Source organism: Polaromonas sp. P4_F6 (genome assembly GCF_056401275.1).
Genome location: NZ_JBFUJQ010000002.1, coordinates 438,043 through 457,216, shown reverse-complemented (window position 1 = coordinate 457,216; position 19,174 = coordinate 438,043). Strand labels below are relative to the sequence as shown.

At 64.8% G+C, this 19,174-nt stretch carries 23 protein-coding genes; 10 read left to right on the top strand and 13 right to left on the bottom strand.

What is annotated here, in order from left to right:
• The first annotated feature begins 319 nt into the window (after positions 1 to 319).
• Positions 320 to 892 carry a hypothetical protein gene (locus AC1DUN_RS07990; RefSeq protein WP_477713493.1) on the top strand — a complete coding sequence of 191 codons (573 nt, stop codon included), beginning with the start codon at positions 320 to 322 and terminating at the stop codon, positions 890 to 892.
• Between the two features lie 82 nt (positions 893 to 974).
• Here the strand turns inward: AC1DUN_RS07990 and AC1DUN_RS07985 are convergent, their stop codons facing one another.
• The gene (locus AC1DUN_RS07985) at positions 975 to 1,820 is read right to left on the bottom strand and encodes a ferritin-like domain-containing protein (RefSeq protein ID WP_477713492.1); all 846 of its coding nucleotides are present in this window, start codon (positions 1,818 to 1,820) and stop codon (positions 975 to 977) included.
• A gap of 447 nt (positions 1,821 to 2,267) precedes the next feature.
• On the opposite strand from AC1DUN_RS07985, the gene AC1DUN_RS07980 reads away from it, so the two are divergent.
• Positions 2,268 to 2,792, top strand: a complete 525-nt coding sequence (locus AC1DUN_RS07980; protein WP_477713491.1) for a gamma carbonic anhydrase family protein — start codon at positions 2,268 to 2,270, stop codon at positions 2,790 to 2,792.
• A gap of 49 nt (positions 2,793 to 2,841) precedes the next feature.
• Positions 2,842 to 3,810, top strand: a complete 969-nt coding sequence (hslO, locus tag AC1DUN_RS07975) for an Hsp33 family molecular chaperone HslO (protein WP_477713490.1) — start codon at positions 2,842 to 2,844, stop codon at positions 3,808 to 3,810.
• Here the strand turns inward: hslO and AC1DUN_RS07970 are convergent.
• The 6 genes from AC1DUN_RS07970 to AC1DUN_RS07945 all read right to left on the bottom strand — a co-directional run bounded on the left by AC1DUN_RS07970 (position 3,804) and on the right by AC1DUN_RS07945 (position 8,869).
• A complete protein-coding gene (locus AC1DUN_RS07970) occupies positions 3,804 to 4,259 on the bottom strand; it encodes a hypothetical protein (RefSeq protein WP_477713489.1) in 456 nt (151 codons plus the stop codon). The two genes, hslO and AC1DUN_RS07970, sit on opposite strands and share 7 nt — an antisense overlap.
• A 47-nt stretch (positions 4,260 to 4,306) precedes the next feature.
• On the bottom strand, positions 4,307 to 4,582 hold the full coding sequence (locus AC1DUN_RS07965) for a septum formation initiator family protein (RefSeq protein ID WP_074576952.1): 276 nt from the start codon (positions 4,580 to 4,582) through the stop codon (positions 4,307 to 4,309).
• Positions 4,583 to 4,596: 14 nt separating this feature from the next.
• Positions 4,597 to 5,880, bottom strand: coding sequence for a phosphopyruvate hydratase (gene eno, locus AC1DUN_RS07960; RefSeq protein WP_007873230.1), 1,284 nt, complete (start codon positions 5,878 to 5,880; stop codon positions 4,597 to 4,599).
• A gap of 48 nt (positions 5,881 to 5,928) precedes the next feature.
• Positions 5,929 to 6,219 carry a DUF1330 domain-containing protein gene (locus AC1DUN_RS07955; RefSeq protein ID WP_036840093.1) on the bottom strand — a complete coding sequence of 97 codons (291 nt, stop codon included), beginning with the start codon at positions 6,217 to 6,219 and terminating at the stop codon, positions 5,929 to 5,931.
• A gap of 98 nt (positions 6,220 to 6,317) precedes the next feature.
• Entirely contained in the window at positions 6,318 to 7,175 is an 858-nt protein-coding gene (kdsA, locus tag AC1DUN_RS07950) for a 3-deoxy-8-phosphooctulonate synthase (RefSeq protein WP_477713488.1), read from the bottom strand.
• 2 nt (positions 7,176 to 7,177) lie between these two features.
• A complete protein-coding gene (locus tag AC1DUN_RS07945; protein WP_477713487.1) occupies positions 7,178 to 8,869 on the bottom strand; it encodes a CTP synthase in 1,692 nt (563 codons plus the stop codon).
• A gap of 102 nt (positions 8,870 to 8,971) precedes the next feature.
• Between AC1DUN_RS07945 and coaBC the strand changes: the two genes are divergently transcribed.
• The 4 genes from coaBC to AC1DUN_RS07925 all read left to right on the top strand — a co-directional run bounded on the left by coaBC (position 8,972) and on the right by AC1DUN_RS07925 (position 11,895).
• On the top strand, positions 8,972 to 10,261 hold the full coding sequence (gene coaBC / locus AC1DUN_RS07940) for a bifunctional phosphopantothenoylcysteine decarboxylase/phosphopantothenate--cysteine ligase CoaBC (protein WP_477713486.1): 1,290 nt from the start codon (positions 8,972 to 8,974) through the stop codon (positions 10,259 to 10,261).
• A 44-nt stretch (positions 10,262 to 10,305) separates the two neighbouring features.
• The gene (locus AC1DUN_RS07935; RefSeq protein WP_477713485.1) at positions 10,306 to 10,710 is read left to right on the top strand and encodes a hypothetical protein; all 405 of its coding nucleotides are present in this window, start codon (positions 10,306 to 10,308) and stop codon (positions 10,708 to 10,710) included.
• Between the two features lie 3 nt (positions 10,711 to 10,713).
• Positions 10,714 to 11,160: a dUTP diphosphatase gene (gene dut, locus AC1DUN_RS07930; protein ID WP_074576942.1), complete on the top strand. Its 447-nt coding sequence runs from the start codon at positions 10,714 to 10,716 to the stop codon at positions 11,158 to 11,160.
• A gap of 183 nt (positions 11,161 to 11,343) precedes the next feature.
• Positions 11,344 to 11,895, top strand: coding sequence for an outer membrane lipoprotein (locus tag AC1DUN_RS07925; RefSeq protein WP_477713484.1), 552 nt, complete (start codon positions 11,344 to 11,346; stop codon positions 11,893 to 11,895).
• A gap of 42 nt (positions 11,896 to 11,937) precedes the next feature.
• Here the strand turns inward: AC1DUN_RS07925 and AC1DUN_RS07920 are convergent, their stop codons facing one another.
• Positions 11,938 to 12,462 (bottom strand): FKBP-type peptidyl-prolyl cis-trans isomerase, encoded by a 525-nt coding sequence (locus tag AC1DUN_RS07920; RefSeq protein ID WP_477713483.1) that lies wholly within the window; start codon positions 12,460 to 12,462, stop codon positions 11,938 to 11,940.
• A 14-nt stretch (positions 12,463 to 12,476) separates the two neighbouring features.
• Here AC1DUN_RS07920 and AC1DUN_RS07915 point away from each other — a divergent pair, with 14 nt between their 5' ends.
• From AC1DUN_RS07915 to AC1DUN_RS07905, 3 genes are all read left to right on the top strand, one after another.
• A complete protein-coding gene (locus AC1DUN_RS07915) occupies positions 12,477 to 13,694 on the top strand; it encodes a cupin domain-containing protein (RefSeq protein WP_477713482.1) in 1,218 nt (405 codons plus the stop codon).
• A gap of 43 nt (positions 13,695 to 13,737) precedes the next feature.
• On the top strand, positions 13,738 to 14,250 hold the full coding sequence (locus AC1DUN_RS07910) for a hypothetical protein (RefSeq protein WP_477713481.1): 513 nt from the start codon (positions 13,738 to 13,740) through the stop codon (positions 14,248 to 14,250).
• Positions 14,251 to 14,496: 246 nt separating this feature from the next.
• Positions 14,497 to 14,727, top strand: a complete 231-nt coding sequence (locus tag AC1DUN_RS07905; RefSeq protein ID WP_477713480.1) for a hypothetical protein — start codon at positions 14,497 to 14,499, stop codon at positions 14,725 to 14,727.
• Positions 14,728 to 14,802: 75 nt separating this feature from the next.
• On the opposite strand, the gene AC1DUN_RS07900 is transcribed toward AC1DUN_RS07905, so the two are convergent.
• The 5 genes from AC1DUN_RS07900 to AC1DUN_RS07880 form a co-directional block, all read right to left on the bottom strand.
• Positions 14,803 to 15,576, bottom strand: coding sequence for an MBL fold metallo-hydrolase (locus AC1DUN_RS07900; RefSeq protein ID WP_477713479.1), 774 nt, complete (start codon positions 15,574 to 15,576; stop codon positions 14,803 to 14,805).
• Between the two features lie 45 nt (positions 15,577 to 15,621).
• On the bottom strand, positions 15,622 to 16,713 hold the full coding sequence (gene bamC / locus AC1DUN_RS07895; RefSeq protein ID WP_477713478.1) for an outer membrane protein assembly factor BamC: 1,092 nt from the start codon (positions 16,711 to 16,713) through the stop codon (positions 15,622 to 15,624).
• Positions 16,714 to 16,798: 85 nt separating this feature from the next.
• Positions 16,799 to 17,683 carry a 4-hydroxy-tetrahydrodipicolinate synthase gene (dapA, locus tag AC1DUN_RS07890; RefSeq protein ID WP_477713477.1) on the bottom strand — a complete coding sequence of 295 codons (885 nt, stop codon included), beginning with the start codon at positions 17,681 to 17,683 and terminating at the stop codon, positions 16,799 to 16,801.
• 92 nt (positions 17,684 to 17,775) lie between these two features.
• Positions 17,776 to 18,357 carry a class I SAM-dependent methyltransferase gene (locus AC1DUN_RS07885; protein ID WP_477713476.1) on the bottom strand — a complete coding sequence of 194 codons (582 nt, stop codon included), beginning with the start codon at positions 18,355 to 18,357 and terminating at the stop codon, positions 17,776 to 17,778.
• Positions 18,354 to 19,166, bottom strand: a complete 813-nt coding sequence (locus AC1DUN_RS07880) for an SDR family oxidoreductase (RefSeq protein WP_074577733.1) — start codon at positions 19,164 to 19,166, stop codon at positions 18,354 to 18,356. The genes AC1DUN_RS07885 and AC1DUN_RS07880 overlap by 4 nt, the downstream gene beginning before the upstream one ends.
• Between the last annotated feature and the right edge of the window lie 8 nt (positions 19,167 to 19,174).

Below are 19,174 nucleotides of genomic sequence, written 5' to 3'. Positions count from 1 at the left end.
CGTGGCGTCTCCGTCCATCCAGGCGATTCGATAGTTCTTGAACTCACAATACATCCGGTAGGCAGCGAGGACCTGAAAGAGGGTGTCCGTTGTTGGATTCATCACTTTCCTGGGCAGGTGATTGGGACCTGTGAGATAGGAAAAATCTTGGGAAAGTGGCGCCACTTCGAAGAAAGACCGGAATGCTTGAGCAGCTCCAACGCCCGCTTTTCCAAGATCTGATGGGCATGCCGCCTAACAAGTCGCTCGACACAGCCGTCCTATCGGCCGGCTTTCGCCGGCCCACTGTCCGCCGCTCACTTCTACCTTGGAACGCGTCATGAAAATATCAATGCTGCTGTCGCTGGTCATGGTCGCGTGTCCTGCGCTTGCCCAGGTCTCTCCTGATTGCAACGCGCGGCTTGGCGACCTCCAGTTTTCCAACGAACAAAAGTACCTTGTACAACGGCTTTTGAGCACTGAGCCTCCGCCGGCCAATTCCTCACTGCGTACCAGGTTTTGGACCGATTGGCCCGTCATGCGGAGCGAAGACAAGGAAGGCCAGATTCGTTGCTGGCAAGCAGCCATTCATGTGCTCGCGAATCTCCAACATAGTTTTTGGTCTAACGTGATCAATGCGTATCGGAATGGCGATGGATCAATGAGCGTCGAATTGAATACAAACATAGCTCGTTTGGCCGACCTTCCTGCTGCGGCGAAGGTCTTGTTCTCAGAACCCGAAACGTCCGTATATAAGACGTATGTATCCGAATTTCTTGTTGAGGTTGCCGCACGAAAAGAAGTGGTTTGGATGGGTACGAAGATCCCGCCTCATGCCCTCGACTCGCACTTGGATACCGGGAACTGGACACGGGTGGAGCAGTTTCTTGTGCGGGGCCTTGCAGCCCAATGAGTTCGGCAATGCGCTCTAACCGCGTGTTCGACAGCGGACACGCCGAAGAGTGGAGCGCCGCTCAACGCGAACGTTAGGCGCCTCAGCTCTTGCTGCAATAGGTTGCCGTTTCGGCCCCCTTCAGCGTGTCGATCTCTTCATTGCTGAATCCCGCCCGCCGGCGGGCATCCAGGTTTAGCGGGCCCTTGAGCCGGGGCGCCTCGTACTGGCGGGCCAGCAAGGCATAGGTGGCGACGGGCTCCAGCCCGCGCTGGGTGCACAGCTGGCGGTACCAGTGGTTGCCGATGGCGACATGGCCGATCTCGTCGCGCAGGATCACGTCCAGGATGTCCACGGCCCGCAGCGCATCGGGCGTGCCGACCTTGCGCAGCTTGGCCTGCATGGGCGGGGTGGCATCCAGGCCCCGGGCTTCCAGGGTGCGCGGCACCAGGGCCATGCGCGCCAGCAGGTCGCCCTCGGTCTTGCGCGTCATGTCCCAGAGGCCGGTGTGGGCCGGAAAGTCGCCATAGTCATAGCCCATGGCCTGCAAGTGGGCGCGCAGCAGGCTGAAGTGCTGGGCTTCCTCGGCGGCCACCTTGAGCCAGTCCAGGTAGTAGGCGCGCGGCATGCCGGAAAAGCGCCAGACCGCGTCCAGGGCCAGGTTGATCGCGTTGAATTCGATGTGCGTCACGGCGTGGAGCAGGGCGGCCAGGCCTTCGCGCGTGAAGGGCGAGCGCTTGGGCACATCCAGGTGGGAGCGCAGCTCGGGACGCTGCGGGCAACCGGGCAGGCCGGGCGGGGCCTGGAGTTCCAGCCCGGCGTCGACTGCCAGCGTGCCCGCCTGCGCCATGGTCTGCCGGGCCATCAGTACCTTTTGCGCGGGATCGGTTTCCAGCAGCGCCCGCAGCGCCAGCTGGCGCAGTTCCGCGGGAGGAGACTCGCTCGTCATGGGGGGATTGTCGGCGATACGGCAGTGGCTCCTGAGAGCCTGTTCAATGTCTAAACGGGGCCGCGTTGGGGTGCAATCGGGATGAGTGGGCCGACCGGGCACGCCGCATGGGCTAATGCCCATGCAAGGGACCGGGTGGCTCAATCGCCCGACCGCCCAGCCGGCCGGCTGGGCGTCGTGCGGCTGCCCCAACGGGGATGCAAACGCGACCGCGTTTGCGTCACCCCAACCCGGAGGGCAAGCMCCTTCTCGGGCGGTCTGCGGYGTTGCGGCGCTAGCTCATAGCCATGCTATGGGCGTCGCACCGCGCCTTGCATCCCATCCCGAGAAGGCGCTTGCGCGGCCCCGTTTAGGCATTGAACAGGCTCTTACAATCGGGGGGTATCGGGGCCGGCTGGGTGCTGGCCCTGCTTTTTTGACCCTGCCCCCTCACAAAGTACAAAACCCATGGCCCTCTACCAACTGGACAACCTGGCCCCTGACGTTCATGAATCCGCCTGGGTGGCCGACGACGCCCAGGTGATGGGCAATGTGAAACTGGCCGAAGACAGCAGCGTCTGGTTTGGCGTGGTGATACGGGGCGACACCGAGACCATTTCCGTGGGCCGGGGCTCCAACATCCAGGACAACAGCGTGCTGCACGCCGACATGGGGCTGCCGCTCACCATAGGCGAAAACGTCACCGTCGGCCACCAGGTCATGCTGCACGGCTGCACCATAGGCGACGGCTCGCTGATAGGCATCCAGGCGGTGGTGCTCAATGGCGCGAAAATCGGCAAGAACTGCCTGGTCGGCGCCGGCTCCCTGGTCACCGAAGGCAAGGAGTTCCCCGACGGCTCCATGATCCTCGGAAGCCCGGCTAAAGCTGTCAGGCAGCTGTCCCCGGAGCAGATAGAGGGTTTAAAAATGAGCGCGAAGCACTATGTAGACAATGCCCGGCGCTACAAGACCGGGCTCAAGAAGGTGGGCTGAGGCCGGCCTTCTTTTTTTATTGGCCCGCCACTTTTACCCTTTTCCCGCTATGTCTGAACTCCATAAATTCATCTTTGACGGTTTGCCGGTACGCGGCATGCTGGTACGCCTGACCGGCTCCTGGCAGGAAATCCTCAAGCGCAGGGAAGCGGCCGGCGGCTATCCGGCCGAGGTTACCAACTTGCTGGGGGAAATGACGGCGGCCGGCGCCCTGATGCAGAGCAACATCAAGTTCAACGGCTCGCTGATCCTGCAGATTTTCGGCGACGGACCGGTCAAGCTGGCCGTGGCCGAGGTGCAGCCCGACCTGAGCCTGCGCGCCACCGCCACGGTGACGGGCACGGTGGACCCGGGCAGTTCGCTGAGCCAGCTGGTCAATGTGAGCAACCAGGGGCGCTGCGCGATCACCCTGGACCCGAAAGACAAGCTGCCGGGCCAGCAGGCCTACCAGGGTGTGGTGCCTCTGTACGGCGACCAGCGCGAGAAGATCGAAAACCTGGCCGAAGTGCTGGAGCACTACATGCTGCAGAGCGAGCAGCTGGACACCAAGCTGATCCTGGCGGCCGACGGCAATGTGGCCGCGGGCCTGCTGATCCAGCGTCTGCCGGTCAAGGGCCAGGGCAACCTCGAAGGCCAGATAGACCGCGACGCCAACGAAGACCAGATAGGCGTCAACGAGGACTACAAGCGCATCGCGATGCTGGCCGGCACGCTCAAGCGCGAAGAACTGCTGGGCCTGGATGCCGACACCATTTTGCGCCGGCTGTTCTGGGAAGAGCAGGTCACGCGTTTTGAGCCGGCGACGCCGAGCTTTGCCTGCAGTTGCTCGCGCGAGCGCGTGGGCAGCATGCTGCGCAGCCTGGGCACGGCGGAAATCGAGAGCATTATTTCCGAGCGCGGCAAGGTGGCGGTCGACTGCGAGTTTTGCGGTGCGCAGTATGAATTCGACCCGGTGGACGCGGCGCAGCTCTTTACCAGCCAGACCAACCAGCAGCCGCCGACTTCCACGGTTCAATAAGCGGCGCGCTGCGCCAGCAGGTCGCTCAGCAGGCGGTGTTCGCAGGCCGGGTCGCTGCATTTGTCGCAAACCCACACCCAGGCCTTGCTCCTGCCGGCCGGCGCCTGTTTCCGCGGCAGTGACCCCGGCAGCAGGCGTTCAACGGCGGCCAGCGCCTGCGCCAGGCGCTGCGGGGCGCTTCCATAGAGGACGCAGTAAGCCGTGCCGGCGGCGGCCAGGGCCGACCGTATGGACTGGTCGGCCGCCTGTCGGGCCGCTTCGGCCGACTCCAGCCCGCACAGCAGCGTCAGGCCGTAGCCGGCATGGTCGGCTGCGCTGCCTGAAGGCGCGGACGGGTCCGTCACGGCCACCTGCGCATCCCGGCCCGCGTCTTTGAGGGCGCGCTCCAAGTCGGAGGCAAGCGGGTGTTTTCCGGTCGACGGGGCGCCGGTGACGGCGATTTTCAGCACGGTCAATCCGTCAAGCGCACCGGCAGGCCTGGCAGGCTTGCTGAAGCCTACTTGGTGACCTGCACGAAGATTTCATTGGGCTTGACCATGCCCAGCTCGCTGCGGGCTTTTTCCTCGACCATTTCCAGGCCTTCCTTCAAGTCCCTGACTTCCGCCGTGAGCTGGTCGTTGGCGGCCTGGGCTTGGGCGTTTTTGGCTTGCTGCTCGGTCAGCCGGTGCTGCATTTCGCGCACGCTGGGAACGCTGCCCCGGCCCACCCAAAGTTGCGCATGGAAGATGACCAGCAGCGCAATCAGGACGGCAGGGACGAGTCGATTTCCCACGTGCGGTTCAGTGCTTAGCGCAGGTTGTAAAAGGCGGCGCGCCCTGGGTAGGACGCAACGTCACCGAGGTCTTCCTCGATGCGCAGCAGCTGGTTGTACTTGGCCATGCGGTCCGAGCGCGAGAGCGAGCCGGTCTTGATCTGGCCGGCGTTGGTGCCCACGGCGATGTCGGCGATGGTCGAGTCCTCGGTTTCGCCGGAGCGGTGCGAGATCACGGCGGTGTAGCCGGCGCGCTTGGCCATCTCGATGGCGGCGAAGGTCTCGGTCAGGGTGCCGATCTGGTTGATCTTGATCAGGATGGAGTTGGCAATGTGCTTGTCGATGCCTTCCTTGAGGATCTTGGTGTTGGTGACGAACAGGTCGTCGCCGACCAGCTGCACTTTTTTGCCGAGCTTCTCGGTGAGGATCTTCCAGCCGTCCCAGTCGCCCTCGGCCATGCCGTCCTCGATGCTGATGATGGGGTATTTGTCGACCCAGGTGGCCAGGATGTTGGTCCACTCTTCGGCCGAGAGGCTCAGGCCTTCGCCGGACAGCACGTACTTGCCGTCCTTGTAGAACTCGGAAGCCGCGCAGTCCAGGCCCAGGGCGATCTGCTCGCCGGCCACATAACCGGCCGCGGAAATGGCTTCCAGGATCATCTGGATGGCCGCTTCGTGGCTGGGCACGTTGGGGGCGAAGCCGCCCTCGTCGCCGACGGCCACGCTCATGCCCTTGTCGTGCAGGATTTTCTTGAGCGCGTGGAAGACTTCGGCGCCGTAACGCACGGCTTCACGAAAGCTCGGTGCGCCCACGGGGATGATCATCAGTTCCTGCAGGTCCAGGTTGTTGTTGGCGTGCGCGCCGCCGTTGACCACGTTCATCATGGGCACGGGCATCTGCATGGCGCCGCTGCCGCCGAAATAGCGGTACAGGGGCAGGCCGGCCTCTTCGGCGGCGGCGCGGGCCACGGCCATGCTGACGGCCAGCGTGGCGTTGGCGCCCAGGCGCGATTTGTTGTCGGTGCCGTCCAGGTCGATCAGCGTGCGGTCCAGGAAGGCCTGCTCGCTGGCGTCCAGGCCCAGCACGGCTTCGGAGATTTCGGTGTTGATGTGCTCGACCGCCTTGAGCACGCCCTTGCCGAGGTAGCGCGACTTGTCGCCGTCGCGCAGCTCGATCGCTTCGCGCGAGCCGGTGGAGGCGCCGGAGGGAACGGCCGCGCGGCCCATGACGCCGGACTCCAGCAGCACGTCGCATTCAACGGTAGGGTTGCCACGGCTGTCGAGAATTTCGCGGCCGACGATATCAACAATTGCGCTCATTTAGGCTCTTTCAAAAATCGGAAAAACAAAGATAAAAAAACAAAAAAGTTACACGCCTTCGACCAGCACCATGCGCATGACGGCAATGCCCTGGCGCGACTGGCGCGCCGCTTCGTATTCGGCGGATTCATTGAAGGCGCGGGCCTGCTCCACGCTGGGGAACTTCAGCACCACGATGCGGCTCGGCGTCCAGTCGCCTTCCAGTACCTCGATCTTGCCGCCGCGCACGCAAACTTCGGCGCCGTGCGCCTGCATGGCAATGCTAGACAGTTTTTTGTACTGTTCGTATTGTTCGGGGTTCGTAACCGTCACGTTGGCAATGATGTAGGCGCTGGGCATGTCGGGTTCCAAAGGTTTCTAAAAGGTATCCGCATGCCCTGCCGGCGCGGGACTGTGTTTGCCGGGCGGCCCGCAGGTCCGTCCGGCCGCATCCATGGTCAGGCGGAAAAATTGTTTTCGAGGTAGCCGTTTTTCTTGGTGACGCGGTCCAGCGCAAGCAGCGTTTCGAGCAGCGCTTTCATGTGCTTGAGCGGCACGGCATTCGGGCCGTCGCTCATGGCCTTGGCCGGGTCGGGATGGGTTTCCATGAAGAGGCCGGCCACGCCGACCGCCACCGCGGCGCGCGCCAGCACAGGCACCATCTCGCGCTGGCCGCCGCTGCTGGTGCCGTTGCCGCCGGGCAGCTGCACCGAATGGGTGGCGTCGAACACCACGGGGGCTTTTGTCTCGCGCATGATCGCCAGGCTGCGCATGTCGGACACCAGGTTGTTGTAGCCGAAGCTTGCGCCGCGTTCGCAGGCCATGAAGCTGTCTTCGTCCAGGCCTTTTTCGCGCGCGGCGGCACGGGCCTTGTCGATGACGTTTTTCATGTCGCCGGGGGCCAGGAACTGGCCTTTCTTGATGTTGACCGGCTTGCCCGATTGCGCCACGGCGTGGATGAAATCGGTCTGGCGGCACAGAAAGGCCGGGGTCTGCAGCACGTCGACCACCGAGGCGACGGTGGCGATGTCGGCTTCGGAATGCACGTCGGTCAGGATGGGCAGGCCCAGTTCGCGCTTGACCTTGGCCAGGATTTCCAGGCCCTTGGCCATGCCGGGGCCGCGAAAGCTGGTGCCGCTGGAGCGGTTGGCCTTGTCGTAGCTCGACTTGAAGATGAAGGGAATGCCCAGCGAGCTGGTGATTTCCTTGAGCGTTCCGGCGGTGTCCATCTGCAACTGCTCGGACTCCACCACGCAGGGGCCGGCGATCAGGAAAAACGGTTGGTCAAGGCCGATGTCGAATCCACACAGCTTCATGGTCAGGCCACCGCCTTCAGGGGCTTGGCCGAGGGTTTGCCGCCCTGGCCCGCGCTGGCGCGCAGCTGGAGCACGGCCGCGATGTAGGCATTGAACAGCGGGTGGCCGGCCCAGGGCGTGGACTTGAACTCGGGGTGGAACTGCACGCCGACAAACCAGGGGTGGACGTCCTGCGGCAGCTCGACGATTTCGGTGAGCTGCTCGCGCTGCGTCAGCGCGGAAATGACCAGGCCCGAGGCGCGCAGGGCGTCCAGGTAGTTGACGTTGGCTTCGTAGCGGTGGCGGTGGCGTTCGGTGACCACATCGCCGTAGATCTTGTGCGCCAGCGTGCCGGGGGCGACGTCGGAACTCTGCGCGCCCAGGCGCATGGTGCCGCCCAGGTCGGACTTGGCGTCGCGTGTCTTGATGGTGCCGTCGGCGTCTTTCCATTCGGTGATCAGCGCGATGACGGGGTGCGGCGTCGCCGGGTCGAACTCGGTGCTGTTGGCATCCTTGAGGCCGGCGACATGGCGCGCGAATTCGATGGTGGCGACCTGCATGCCCAGGCAGATGCCCAGGTAGGGCATCTTGTTCTCGCGCGCGAAGCGGGCCGCGCAAATCTTGCCTTCGACGCCGCGCACGCCGAAACCGCCGGGCACCAGCACGCCGTCAAAACGCGCCAGGCGCGAAACGTTGTCCGGCGTGATGGTTTCGGAGTCGACGTACTCGATGACCACCTTGGCATGGTTTTTCATGCCGGCATGGCGCAGGGCTTCATTGAGCGACTTGTAGCTGTCGGAGAGGTCGACGTACTTGCCGACCATGGCGATGTGGACCTCGGTCTGGGGGTGCTCGGTCTCGTAGACCAGGTCGTCCCAGCGCCGCAGGTTGGCTGGCGGCGTATTGAGGCGCAGCTTGTCGCAGATCAGGCCGTCCAGGCCCTGCTCGTGCAGCATGCGCGGCACCTTGTAGATCGTGTCGACGTCCCACATGGAGATCACGCCCCATTCGGGAACGTTGGAGAACAGCGAGATCTTTTCGCGCTCTTCGCTGGGGATGGGGCGGTCCGCGCGGCACAGCAGCACATCGGCCTGGATACCGATTTCGCGCAGCTGCTTGGCGGTGTGCTGGGTCGGTTTGGTCTTGAGCTCGCCGGCGGCGGCGATCCAGGGCAGGTAGCTCAGGTGCACAAAAGCGGTGTTGTTGGCGCCCAGGCGCAGGCTCATCTGGCGCACGGCTTCGAGGAAGGGCAGGGACTCGATGTCGCCGACGGTACCGCCGATTTCGACAATGGCGACGTCGACCGCATCGGGTGTTTCATACCCGGCACCGCGCTTGACGAACTCCTGGATCTCATTGGTGACGTGCGGGATGACCTGCACGGTCTTGCCGAGATAGTCGCCGCGGCGCTCTTTTTCGAGCACGCTTTTGTAGATCTGGCCGGTGGTGAAGTTGTTGGCCTTGCGCATGCGCGTTTCGATGAAACGCTCGTAGTGGCCCAGGTCCAGGTCGGTTTCGGCGCCGTCGTCGGTCACGAAAACCTCGCCGTGCTGGAAGGGCGACATCGTGCCCGGATCCACATTCAGGTAGGGATCGAGCTTGATTAAAGTGACTTTGAGGCCTCGCGATTCCAGGATCGCAGCTAAGGAGGCTGAGGCGATTCCCTTGCCCAGGGAAGACACCACACCGCCGGTGACGAAGACAAATTTGGTCATGTCAGGTACGAACCGCAAGTTCGTAGAGGTGGTAAACGGAGATTATACGGGTTGCCCGCGGGGGCCGATGAATTAAGGGGGCTTAGCTGATACATTGCGGGCATGACGAATCAAGTGACCCCTGCGGGAAGCGGCTTGGACAGCGACGAAACTCTGGACCTGGCCGGCAAACACATCGTGCTGGGCCTGTCGGGCGGGATCGCCTGTTACAAGGCGGCCGAGCTGTGCCGGGCCCTGATCAAGGCCGGGGCCACGGTGCAGGTGGTCATGACCGAGGCGGCCGAGCAGTTCATCACGCCCGTCACGCTGCAGGCCCTGAGCGGCCGGCCGGTCTACACCAGCCAGTGGGACAGCCGCGAAGACAACAACATGGCGCACATCAACCTGTCGCGCGAGTCCGACGCCATCCTGGTCGCGCCCATGAGCGCCGACTTCATGGCCAAGCTACTGCACGGCCGCGCCGACGACCTGCTCAGCCTGATGTGCCTGGCCCGACCCATCGACAAGGTGCCGCTGCTGGTGGCGCCGGCCATGAACCGCGAGATGTACGCCCACCCGGCCACGCAGCGCAATTTTGTGCAGCTGGACGCCGACGGCGCCACGGTGCTGGGCGTGGGCAGCGGCTTCCAGGCCTGCGGCGAGACCGGCGATGGGCGCATGCTGGAGCCCGAGCAGATTCTCGAGGACCTGGTGGCCTTTTTTGCGCCCAAAGTGCTGGTTGGCCAGCGCGTGCTGGTCACCGCCGGCCCCACCTATGAAGCCATAGACCCGGTGCGCGGCATCACCAACCTGTCCAGCGGCAAGATGGGTTTTGCCATCGCGCGCGCGGCGCGCGAGGCGGGCGCCGAGGTCACGCTGGTCGCCGGCCCGGTGAGCCAGCCCACGCCGCGCGGCGTGACCCGCATCGACGTGAGGTCCGCGCAGCAAATGCTGGACGCCGTGGCGGCGCGCGCCCAGGCCGCCAGCGTTTTTATCGCCACGGCGGCGGTGGCCGACTGGCGGCCCGCCGCGCCGTCGGCCCAGAAGATCAAAAAAGACGGCTCCGGCCAGGCGCCGCAACTTGCGTTCACCGAGAACCCGGACATCCTGGCCACTGTGGCCCAGTCCGCCGCGGCGCAAGCCGGCCGGCTTTTCTGCGTGGGTTTCGCGGCGGAAAGCCAGGACCTCGCGGAAAACGCCGAGGCCAAGCGACTGCGCAAAAAAGTGCCGCTGCTGGTCGGCAACATCGGCCCCGACACCTTCGGCCAGGACCATAACGCGCTGCTGCTGGTGGATGCGCAGGGCAGCAAAGCCTTGCCCCGGGCCTCCAAGCTCTCATTGGCGCGGCGGCTGGTGGGCGAGATCGCGGCCAGGATGGCGGATACCCCCAAAGGGAAAACGGCCGCACCGTGAACCTTCCTTCCAACACGCCGCCGGACGGCGATTTTGTGGCTTACGTGGAGCGCCTGACCCATGCGAATGCGCCTGCGCCGGCCGAAGCCCGTGAAGACCGGCTCAAGCCCCAGGACAAAACCGCGCCGCGCACGCCATCTCCGGCAAACATCGCTGCGCCATCCGACAAGCCCGCGCCAGTCGCCGCCGCCGTCGCCGCCTTTGCCACCCACGTCAAATGGGTTGTTATTCTGTGGATCGCCACCCAGGTTTTGTCCGAGGTGGTGCCCGGAACCGGTTTCCTGTTCCTGCCCGCGCTGCTGGTGTACGGCGCGTGGGCGGTGTTCCAGGCCAACCGCCGGTCATCCGGGGCGCTGCTCCAGCGCCTGCGTGAACTGGCGCAGCAAGCGGCCGAAGAGGCCCAAAAGGCCCAAAAGGCCCAAAAAAATCAACCTCCGAAGAAAAAATAGTTCATGCACATCGACGTCAAGATTCTCGACCCGCGCCTTCAGAACAACCTCCCCACCTACGCCACGCCCGGCAGCGCCGGCCTGGACCTGCGCGCTTGCCTGGATGCGCCGCTCACGCTGGCGGCCAACGCCTGGCAACTGGTGCCTACCGGCATCGCCATCTACCTGCACAACCCGGGCTATGCCGCGCTGATCCTGCCGCGCTCGGGCCTGGGCCACAAACACGGCATCGTGCTGGGCAACCTGGTGGGCCTGATCGACAGCGATTACCAGGGCCAGCTGATGGTCAGCGCCTGGAACCGCAGCGATGTGCCCTTCACGATTGAACCCATGGAGCGGATCGCGCAGCTGATGATCGTGCCCGTGGTGCAGGCGCAGTTCAATGTGGTGTCCGAATTTCCCGCCAGTGAGCGCGGGGAAGGCGGCTACGGCTCCACCGGCAAGGCCTGAGCCCGGCACTCCGGGCCGCCGTGCGCAGGGGTGGGGGTTTTCCTACAACCCCTGCAACAAGGCTCCCACGCCACCACAGGCCCAATCCCCACCTGGGAAGGCGCGGGCCGCATCCTTAATAAGCCATGAGAGTCCATGCGCCTGTGGTGCCGGGATCTCATGACTTACCAACAGGAGAGACTCATGCGAAACACATCCCGCTTTATTTCATCCGCGTCCGTGGTGCTGGCGCTGGCCGCCCTTGCGGCCTGCGCGCCCATGAACCCGCCGCCGACCTCTGACGCAAATTACCCGCCCGCCTATCCCAACACCGCCAGCTACCCCAACCAGACCTATCCCGCTGGAACCTACCCGGCGGGCACCTATCCCGCCAACCAGCAGAACCGCTATATCGAATACGGACGCGTCAGCAATGTCGAAGTGTTTCGCACCCAGGAACAGGCCAGGAGCTCGGGCGTAGGCGCCATCCTCGGCGGTGTGGCCGGCGCGGTGGTGGGCCACCAGATCGGCGGCGGCACCGGCAAGGATGTGGCGACGGTTGTCGGCGCAGTGGGCGGCGCCGTGGCTGGTAATGCGATTGAGAAAAACCGCAATCCCGGTGCGGTTCGCGAAACCTACCGCGTATCCGTCCAGCTCGACAATGGCACCGGCCGTGCCTATGACGTGCCTTCTACCGGCGACCTGCGCATAGGTGATCGCGTGAGGATTGAGAACGGCCTGCTGTACCGGATGTAAGCGGCCGGGGTTGTCAAAAGGCGGCGGCATGCCGCCTTGACCTTAGTGCAGGGTGCCGCTTCCGGGCGTGAGGGGCTCGAGCTTGAAGAAGCCGGTGCCCAGCGAGCCCTGGCCGATTTCCTCTTCGCTTGCTTCACGCACCGACTCGACCTTGACCGCCAGCCGGATGGCGATGCCCGCCAGCGGATGGTTGCCGTCCAGCACCACGTGCTCGGGATAGATTTCTGTGACCGTGTAGATATGGTCATGCGGTGCCGATCCGCTGACACCTTTGGGCAGGGCCGCGCCGTCGAAGGTCATGCCTTCTTCGAGCTCGGCCGGGAAAACCTTGCGGGGCTCCAGGAACACCAGGCTTTCGTCATAGTCACCAAAGGCGTCCTCGGGCTCCAGGTGCAGCTCAAGCGTGTCGCCGGCTTCATGGCCTTGCAGGGCATGCTCGATCTTGGCCAGCAGGTCGTCACCGCCCAGCAGGAACTCGATGGGCTCATCCAGTTCGTCCAGCACATCGCCCAGGGTGTCTTTCAGCGTCCATGTCAGGGCTACGACGCATTGCGGGGTGATTTTCATCCGACAATTGTCCCATGGATGTAAACCAATCTCTAGCGCTCCTCGCCGGCCTGAGCCCGGCGCAATTCATGCGCCGCCACTGGCAAAAAAAGCCGCTGCTCGTGCGCCAGGCCCTGCCTGGATTCCAGCCTTTGCTGAGCCGCGCGGCCTTGTTCAAGCTGGCCGCGAGTGAACAGGTGGAGTCGCGCCTGATCGTCCAGCAAGCCAAGGGCTGGCGCATGAAGCAGGGGCCTTTTGCGCCGCGCGGCCTGCCGCCGCTGAGCCAGAAGGCCTGGACCTTGCTGGTGCAGGGCGTGGACCTGCATGACGCCGGGGCGCACGAGCTGCTGCAGCAGTTTCGTTTTGTTCCCGATGCGCGGCTTGACGACTTGATGATCTCGTTCGCCACAGCGGGCGGCGGCGTGGGGCCGCACTTTGACAGCTATGACGTGTTCCTGCTGCAGGCCAGCGGGCGGCGGCGCTGGAAGATAGGGCGGCAAAAAGACCTGAGCCTGCAGGAGGGCGTGCCGCTGAAGATATTGCAGAACTTCGAGCCCGAGCAGGAGTTTGTGTTGGAAGCCGGCGACATGCTGTACCTGCCCCCGCGTTACGCCCATGACGGCATTGCCGAAGCGGCGCCGCCGGGTGACGGCAAGGCGGCCGACTGCATGACCTATTCGATCGGGTTCCGGTCGCCAGGGCGCGGCGAACTGGCGGCGGAACTGCTGCAGCGCCTGGCGGAATTCAGCGAGGACGACAGGCAGGCGGATGCTCCTGCGGGGCGCCGCGCAGCCAAAGCCTCCGAGATCTACCGCGATCCCGGGCAGGATGCCACGGCCACCCCGGCGGCCTTGCCGGCAGAGCTGGCGGCCTTTGCCAGCCAGGCCGTGCAGGAGGCGCTGAAAGACCCCCTCGCGCTGGCTTGCGCCCTGGGCGAGTACATGACCGAACCCAAGCCTTCCGTGTGGTTTGACGAAGCCGACCATGAATGGGATGCCGAGGCCGCGCGGGCAGGCCGCGCGGGCGTCAGGCTGGATGCGCGCACCCGGATGATGTATGACGCCGACCATGTGTTCATCAACGGGGAGAGCTACCGCGCCAAAGGCGCCGATGCGACGCTGATGCGCCGGCTGGCCGACGGCCGCGGCCTGGCGCCGCATGAGCTGCGCAAGGCCGGCGCCTCCGCGATGGCCTTGCTGGGCGACTGGCACGATGCCGGCTGGCTGCGGCAGGAGCCGTGCGCGGATTCCTGATCGGCCCAGCAACTGTTTGCCACTTTTGCCAAGGAGATACTCCATGGAAACCGACACAACACCCACCCCGCCGCAGGCCTTGCCGGAAGGCCGTTTCAGCGGGCGCGCCGATTTCACCGAGATGATCCGCCAGGCTTTTTCCGCGGCGGCGCAGCAGGGCTGGCGTGAAATCATCGTCTGCGACCCGGATTTTGAAGACTGGCCCCTGGGCGAGCGCGCGGTGGTGCAGGCCTTGAACGACTGGTCCAAAACCGGCCGGACCTTCACCATGCTGGCCAGGAACTACGACGAGGTGCTGCGCCGGCATGCGCGCTTCGTCACCTGGCGGCGGACCTGGGCCCATATCGTGGAATGCCGGGCCAACGCGTCGGCCCCGGCCGATGACCTGCCCAGCGCCTTGCTGGGGCCGGGCTGGGTCTTTGAGCGCCTGGACCTGCAGCGCTGCACGGGCATGGCCGGGTCCGAGCCGGCGCGCCGGGTTGCGCTCAGGGAGCGGCTTAATGAAAGGCTGCTGAAAAGTTCGCCGGCCTTCCCGGCCACCACCCTGGGTCTTTAAACGCAAGGATTGCGCAAGCATTGCGCGGGGCCCGTCGTACGGTCACGATTCGTCGACTAAGGGTTTTCAGACTTGTAATATCCAGCATATAATTTAAAGCTGGGTAGAAAGAGCTCGAGTCCTTTCCCCGGTCAAAAATAACTTGAATTCCGGTTTGGGTTTCTTTTGACAATTTCCGGAAATTGTTTTCTTAAATATCATCAAGGATCGAAAAAATGAACAAGTCCCTCGTTTTGGCAGCTATCGTTGCCGCTGTTGCACTGGCTGCTTGCGGCAAGAAAGAAGAAGCCGCAGCTCCTGCACCAGCCGCTGCAGCTCCTGCACCTGCTGCTGAAGCTTCCGCACCTGCTGCTGCTGCATCCGCACCCGCCGCTGCCGCGTCTGCTGCTCCAGCTGCTGATGCCGCCGCCGCTGCCGCTGCTGCTACCGCTACCGCAGCTCCTGCAAGCGCCGCCAAGTAATTCTTCAGTGAATTGAAAAAGCCGCCGTAAGGCGGCTTTTTTTTGCCCTTATTTTTTTCGCCGCATCGTGTTCTCGGCGGGCGCTCCGGCCTCAAACCGAAAGCCAGGGCGTTCCGGTGTCGGGCGCGGCCACGACGATGTCGTCCTCGCCGCAACCCAGGGTTTCAGCCATCAGCGCCCGCACCAGCGCAGGCCGGTTGTTCTGTACGCTCAGGTGCGCGGCTACCAGGTGCTTGAAACGCCCGTGAACCAGGGTGCGGGCAATCTCCACCGCCGCGGCATTGGAGAGATGGCCGTACTGGCCGCCCACGCGCCGCTTTAAAAAAGGCGGATACGACGACCGCGCCAGCATGTCGGTGTCGTGGTTGCATTCCAGCATCAGGGCATCGCACGTCATGAGATGTGACATGACATGGGTGGTGGCGTGGCCCAGGTCGGTCAGGATGCCGAGCTTGGCCGAGCCGTCGGTGCAACTGAGCTGCAAGGGCTCCCTGGCGTCGTGCGGCACGGTAAAAGGCGTGAGCTGCAGGCCTCCCAGCTCTATGGCTTTGCCGTCACGCGCGGTATGCAGCAGCCCGTCGAAATCCGGCGCCCCTATGGCGGCATGCGTGCCGTGGCTCATCCAGACCGGGATGCGATAGCGCAGGGCGAGCGAGCGCGCGCAGCCGATATGGTCGCCGTGTTCATGCGTGATGAACACGGCATGGATGTCCTCGGGCTGCAAGCCGGCTTCACCAAGCCGGTAAAGCAGGTGTTTGAGGCCCAGCCCGCAGTCGACAAGAACCCGCGATGGCGCGATTCCCGCCGCTTCGACCACGGTGGCATTGCCCGAACTGCCGCTGCCCAGGCTTTTGAACCTCAACATGGGCGTCGCAATCCGTGGCCGGGGCGGTCGGGCGGCAAGCCCGGATTATTTGAGGTCGTCGGCGATCACCTGCACGATGCGCTGGGCATTGGCCGACGATTCGGCGGTGCCTTGTGCATTGAGGACGGAAACCGTGGTGCTCTCGCCCTGGCTCTTGACGGCGATACGGTACTTCAGGGGCGGCGTGGCGGCCGGCGATCCGCTGAACAGCTTGCTGAAGAAGCCGGGCTCGGTCTTGTTCACGACGGGCTCGACGTAGCGCACGAAGTAGGTGCCCTGGCTGCGGTCGCGGTCTTCAACGGTGAAGCCGGTGCGGTCCAGCGCCAGGCCGACCCGGCGCCAGGCGCGGTCAAAACCTTCGTCGATCTGCACGACAGGCAGGTTGTTGACAGTGGCGATACGCGAGGTCTGTTTGGTGGCGCCCGCGGCCACCAGGGCCTTGGACTGCTCTTGCGACACGCCCAGCTTGACCATCAGGCGGCGCAGGAATTCGGCTTCGAGTTCCGGATCGGCGGGACGGGGCTGCCAGACCGTGCTGTCGCCGGAGGAACTGCCGGATTTTGCGCCGGTAATCACTTCAACCATGCCGCGGTGGCTGACGTAAATTTCGGTGCCGCCATCGGGGCGGCGCTCCAGGCGCGTGCGGAACTTGTCGCGCTCGCCGGTCGAATAGAGGCCGTCGAACACCTTGCCCAGCGCGCTGCGGATGAAGTCCTGCGGCAGCTTGGCGCGGTTTTCGGCGAAGTCGGTTTCCATGATGCCCAGGTTTTCCTGGTCCTGCGCGAGCAGGAAGCCGCTTTCCAGCCAGAAGTCGCGCACAGGGCCCCAGAGCTTGTCGGCGGGCCGGTTCACGACCAGCCATCGCTGGCTGCCCGCGCGCTCGATGCGCACGTCGCCGACGGCGGTGGCGGCCGTCTGCACGGCTTGCGTGGGCTGGCCCACCTGGTAGCTGCTGGCGGATACCGCCGTGCCGGGCACCACGTAACGGGTGTCGCGGCTGAGCTGGGTCAGGTCGGGGGGGATGTCCAGCGAAGGGCCCTTGGCGCCGCTGCTCTTGTAATCGACGCGTTCACCGTCCATCACTTCGCGCAGGGAGGAGCAGCCGGCGAGCAGGCCGAGGGCAACCAGCGCGGACACGGCTGCGGCGCTCCGGGCTTTTGAAAATGCAGGACGTGTTGGCGATATCTTCACTTGGGTTCCCTTAAAAATCAGATCAGGCAAATCAAATCAGGCCGCAGGCGCGCAAGGCGCTTTCCACGGCCGCTTCGTTCGATGTTTCCAGCGGCGTCATGGGCAGGCGCAAGGTGCCGCCGCAAAGACCCATCCGGGCCATGGCCCATTTGACGGGTATCGGGTTGGCTTCAATGAACAGGTTCCTGTGCAGCGGCAGGAGCTTGAGCTGCAGTTCCATGGCGCGGCGGGTGTCGCCCGCCACGGCGGCCACGCACAGCTCGTGCATGAGCCGGGGCGCCACGTTGGCGGTCACGCTGACGTTGCCCTGGCCGCCGCAGAGCATGAGCGCCACGGCCGTCGGGTCGTCGCCCGAATACACGGCAAAGCCCTTGGGCACTTCCTTGATCAGCCACTGCGCGCGCTCGATGTTGCCGGTGGCTTCCTTGATGCCGACAATGCCGGGCACCTGGGCCAGGCGCAGCACGGTGGCGTGCGCCATATCGGCCACGCTGCGGCCGGGCACGTTGTAGAGCACGGTGGGCAGGTCGCCGACGGCTTCGGCAATCGCCTTGAAGTGCCGGTACTGGCCTTCCTGCGTGGGCTTGTTGTAGTAGGGGACGACCTGCAGCTGGCAGTCGGCACCCACCTGCTTGGCGAATTTGGCGAGTTCGATCGCCTCGGCGGTGGAGTTGGCGCCGCAGCCGGCCATGATGGGCACGCGCTTTTTGGCCTGCTCCACCGAGACACGGATGATTTCGCAGTGCTCTTCGACGTTGACGGTCGGGGATTCACCGGTGGTGCCGACCACGCCTATGCAGTCGGTGCCTTCGGCGATGTGCCAGTCCACCAGTTTGCGCAGGGTGGGGTAATCTACGCTGCCGTCATCATGCAAGGGTGTTGCCAATGCAACGATGCTGCCAGTAATGGGTTTCATGCTGTACTTAAAAACGTTCGCGGCCGGATAGGGCCTGGCCGCAATACCGCCGGGCCGGCCCCGAAAAGCCAATCCTGCATTCTACCCAGAGCCTAGGGCAGGAAATAGCGCGGCGGTGCGGGCAAACCCGCAGTCGCGGCGGTTTCGCGGACGGCCGCTATACGCTGGATGAAGCGCGGCGGGTTTTCGTGGAAGCCCTCCTCGAAGGCCACGACGCGCAGGCCCCGGCAGATTTCGAGCAATTCGCCGGTGCACAGCAAAAAATCGGGCCGCGAGGGCTTGCCCACGGTCTCGTTGCCCTGCGTAAAAGTTTCGTAAATCAGCACGCCACCCGGCGCCAGGCTGGCCAGCAGGGTCGGCAACAGCGGGCGCCAGAGGTAGTTGGTGACGACGACCGCGTCGAACTGGCGGCCCGCAAAAGGCCAGGGGCCGGCTTCAATATCGGCCACCACGGCCTCGCAGGCCGATGCGGGGAGGGCGCTTGCGGCGGCGTCCAGGGCTTCCCGCGACCGGTCCACCAGCACCAGGGGGTGGTTTCGCCCGTGAAACCAGCGGGCGTGGCGGCCATGACCGCAGGCGACGTCCAGCACCATGCCGCCTTCGCGCACCAGGTGCGACCAGCGCTGCACCCAGGCGGAGGGCGGCTCCGTTCCGTGCGGCCTGGGGTCCGTCAAAGTGGTTTCACCTCATCCTTGAGCGCCGCCAGCGCCATCGCCTCGACCCGGCCGGGCGCGATCAGCTTGAGCCAGCGGCCCAGCTTGCCCTTGGCCGTCATGACCACCTCGCGGTCCCGGCGCTCCATGCCCTGCAGGATCAGCCGGGCGCATTCCTCCACGCTCATGGCCTTGTCTTCCTTGAGCCCGCTGGAGCCCGCGGCCACGCCCGCCGCGTTGAAGCCGCGGTGGCGGATGTGGGTGGCGACCACGCCCGGGTAGGCGGTGGTCACGCCGACCCCGGCGCCCTTCATTTCGGCGCGCAGCGCCTCGAAAAATCCCACCATGGCGAATTTGGTGGCGCTGTAGGCCGTGCGGCCCGGCACGCCTATCAGCCCGGCCAGGCTGGAAACGGCGACGATGCTGCCGTGGCGCAGCCTCAGGTAGGGCAGGGCGGCATGGGTGCACCAGACGCTGCCCCAGAAGTTGATGCGCATCAGCTGCTCATACCAGCCCAGGTCCTGGGCCTTGACGTCCTCCAGCAGCGCCTGCGCCGACATGCCGGCGTTGTTGATCAGGGCGTCGATATGGCCGAAGCGGCCCACGGCGGCATCCACCAGGTGCCGGCATTGGGCCTCGATGGACACGTCGGTCTTGACAGCCAGGGTTTGCGCGCCGTGCGCGGCGCACTGGTGCGCGACCTCGTCCAGCAGCGTTTCATTGCGCGCGGCCAGCACCAGCGCCACGCCGGCGCCATGGGTTTTGGCCAGCTGCCGCGCCATTTCCGCGCCTATGCCGTCCGAGGCGCCGGTGATGATGATGGTTTTCATGATGTCCT

Coding starts and splice junctions, on each gene's coding strand:
- AC1DUN_RS07920 (WP_477713483.1), bottom strand. CDS start 12,462: ATGAAAATCACCCCGCAATGCGTCGTAGCCCTGACATGGACGCTGAAA.
- dapA (WP_477713477.1), bottom strand. CDS start 17,683: ATGAAACCCATTACTGGCAGCATCGTTGCATTGGCAACACCCTTGCAT.
- AC1DUN_RS07955 (WP_036840093.1), bottom strand. CDS start 6,219: ATGCCCAGCGCCTACATCATTGCCAACGTGACGGTTACGAACCCCGAA.
- eno (WP_007873230.1), bottom strand. CDS start 5,880: ATGAGCGCAATTGTTGATATCGTCGGCCGCGAAATTCTCGACAGCCGT.
- AC1DUN_RS07945 (WP_477713487.1), bottom strand. CDS start 8,869: ATGACCAAATTTGTCTTCGTCACCGGCGGTGTGGTGTCTTCCCTGGGC.
- AC1DUN_RS07900 (WP_477713479.1), bottom strand. CDS start 15,576: ATGTTGAGGTTCAAAAGCCTGGGCAGCGGCAGTTCGGGCAATGCCACC.
- AC1DUN_RS07880 (WP_074577733.1), bottom strand. CDS start 19,166: ATGAAAACCATCATCATCACCGGCGCCTCGGACGGCATAGGCGCGGAA.
- dut (WP_074576942.1), top strand. CDS start 10,714: ATGCACATCGACGTCAAGATTCTCGACCCGCGCCTTCAGAACAACCTC.
- hslO (WP_477713490.1), top strand. CDS start 2,842: ATGTCTGAACTCCATAAATTCATCTTTGACGGTTTGCCGGTACGCGGC.
- AC1DUN_RS07985 (WP_477713492.1), bottom strand. CDS start 1,820: ATGACGAGCGAGTCTCCTCCCGCGGAACTGCGCCAGCTGGCGCTGCGG.
- AC1DUN_RS07915 (WP_477713482.1), top strand. CDS start 12,477: ATGGATGTAAACCAATCTCTAGCGCTCCTCGCCGGCCTGAGCCCGGCG.
- AC1DUN_RS07925 (WP_477713484.1), top strand. CDS start 11,344: ATGCGAAACACATCCCGCTTTATTTCATCCGCGTCCGTGGTGCTGGCG.
- kdsA (WP_477713488.1), bottom strand. CDS start 7,175: ATGAAGCTGTGTGGATTCGACATCGGCCTTGACCAACCGTTTTTCCTG.
- AC1DUN_RS07990 (WP_477713493.1), top strand. CDS start 320: ATGAAAATATCAATGCTGCTGTCGCTGGTCATGGTCGCGTGTCCTGCG.
- AC1DUN_RS07910 (WP_477713481.1), top strand. CDS start 13,738: ATGGAAACCGACACAACACCCACCCCGCCGCAGGCCTTGCCGGAAGGC.
- coaBC (WP_477713486.1), top strand. CDS start 8,972: ATGACGAATCAAGTGACCCCTGCGGGAAGCGGCTTGGACAGCGACGAA.
- AC1DUN_RS07980 (WP_477713491.1), top strand. CDS start 2,268: ATGGCCCTCTACCAACTGGACAACCTGGCCCCTGACGTTCATGAATCC.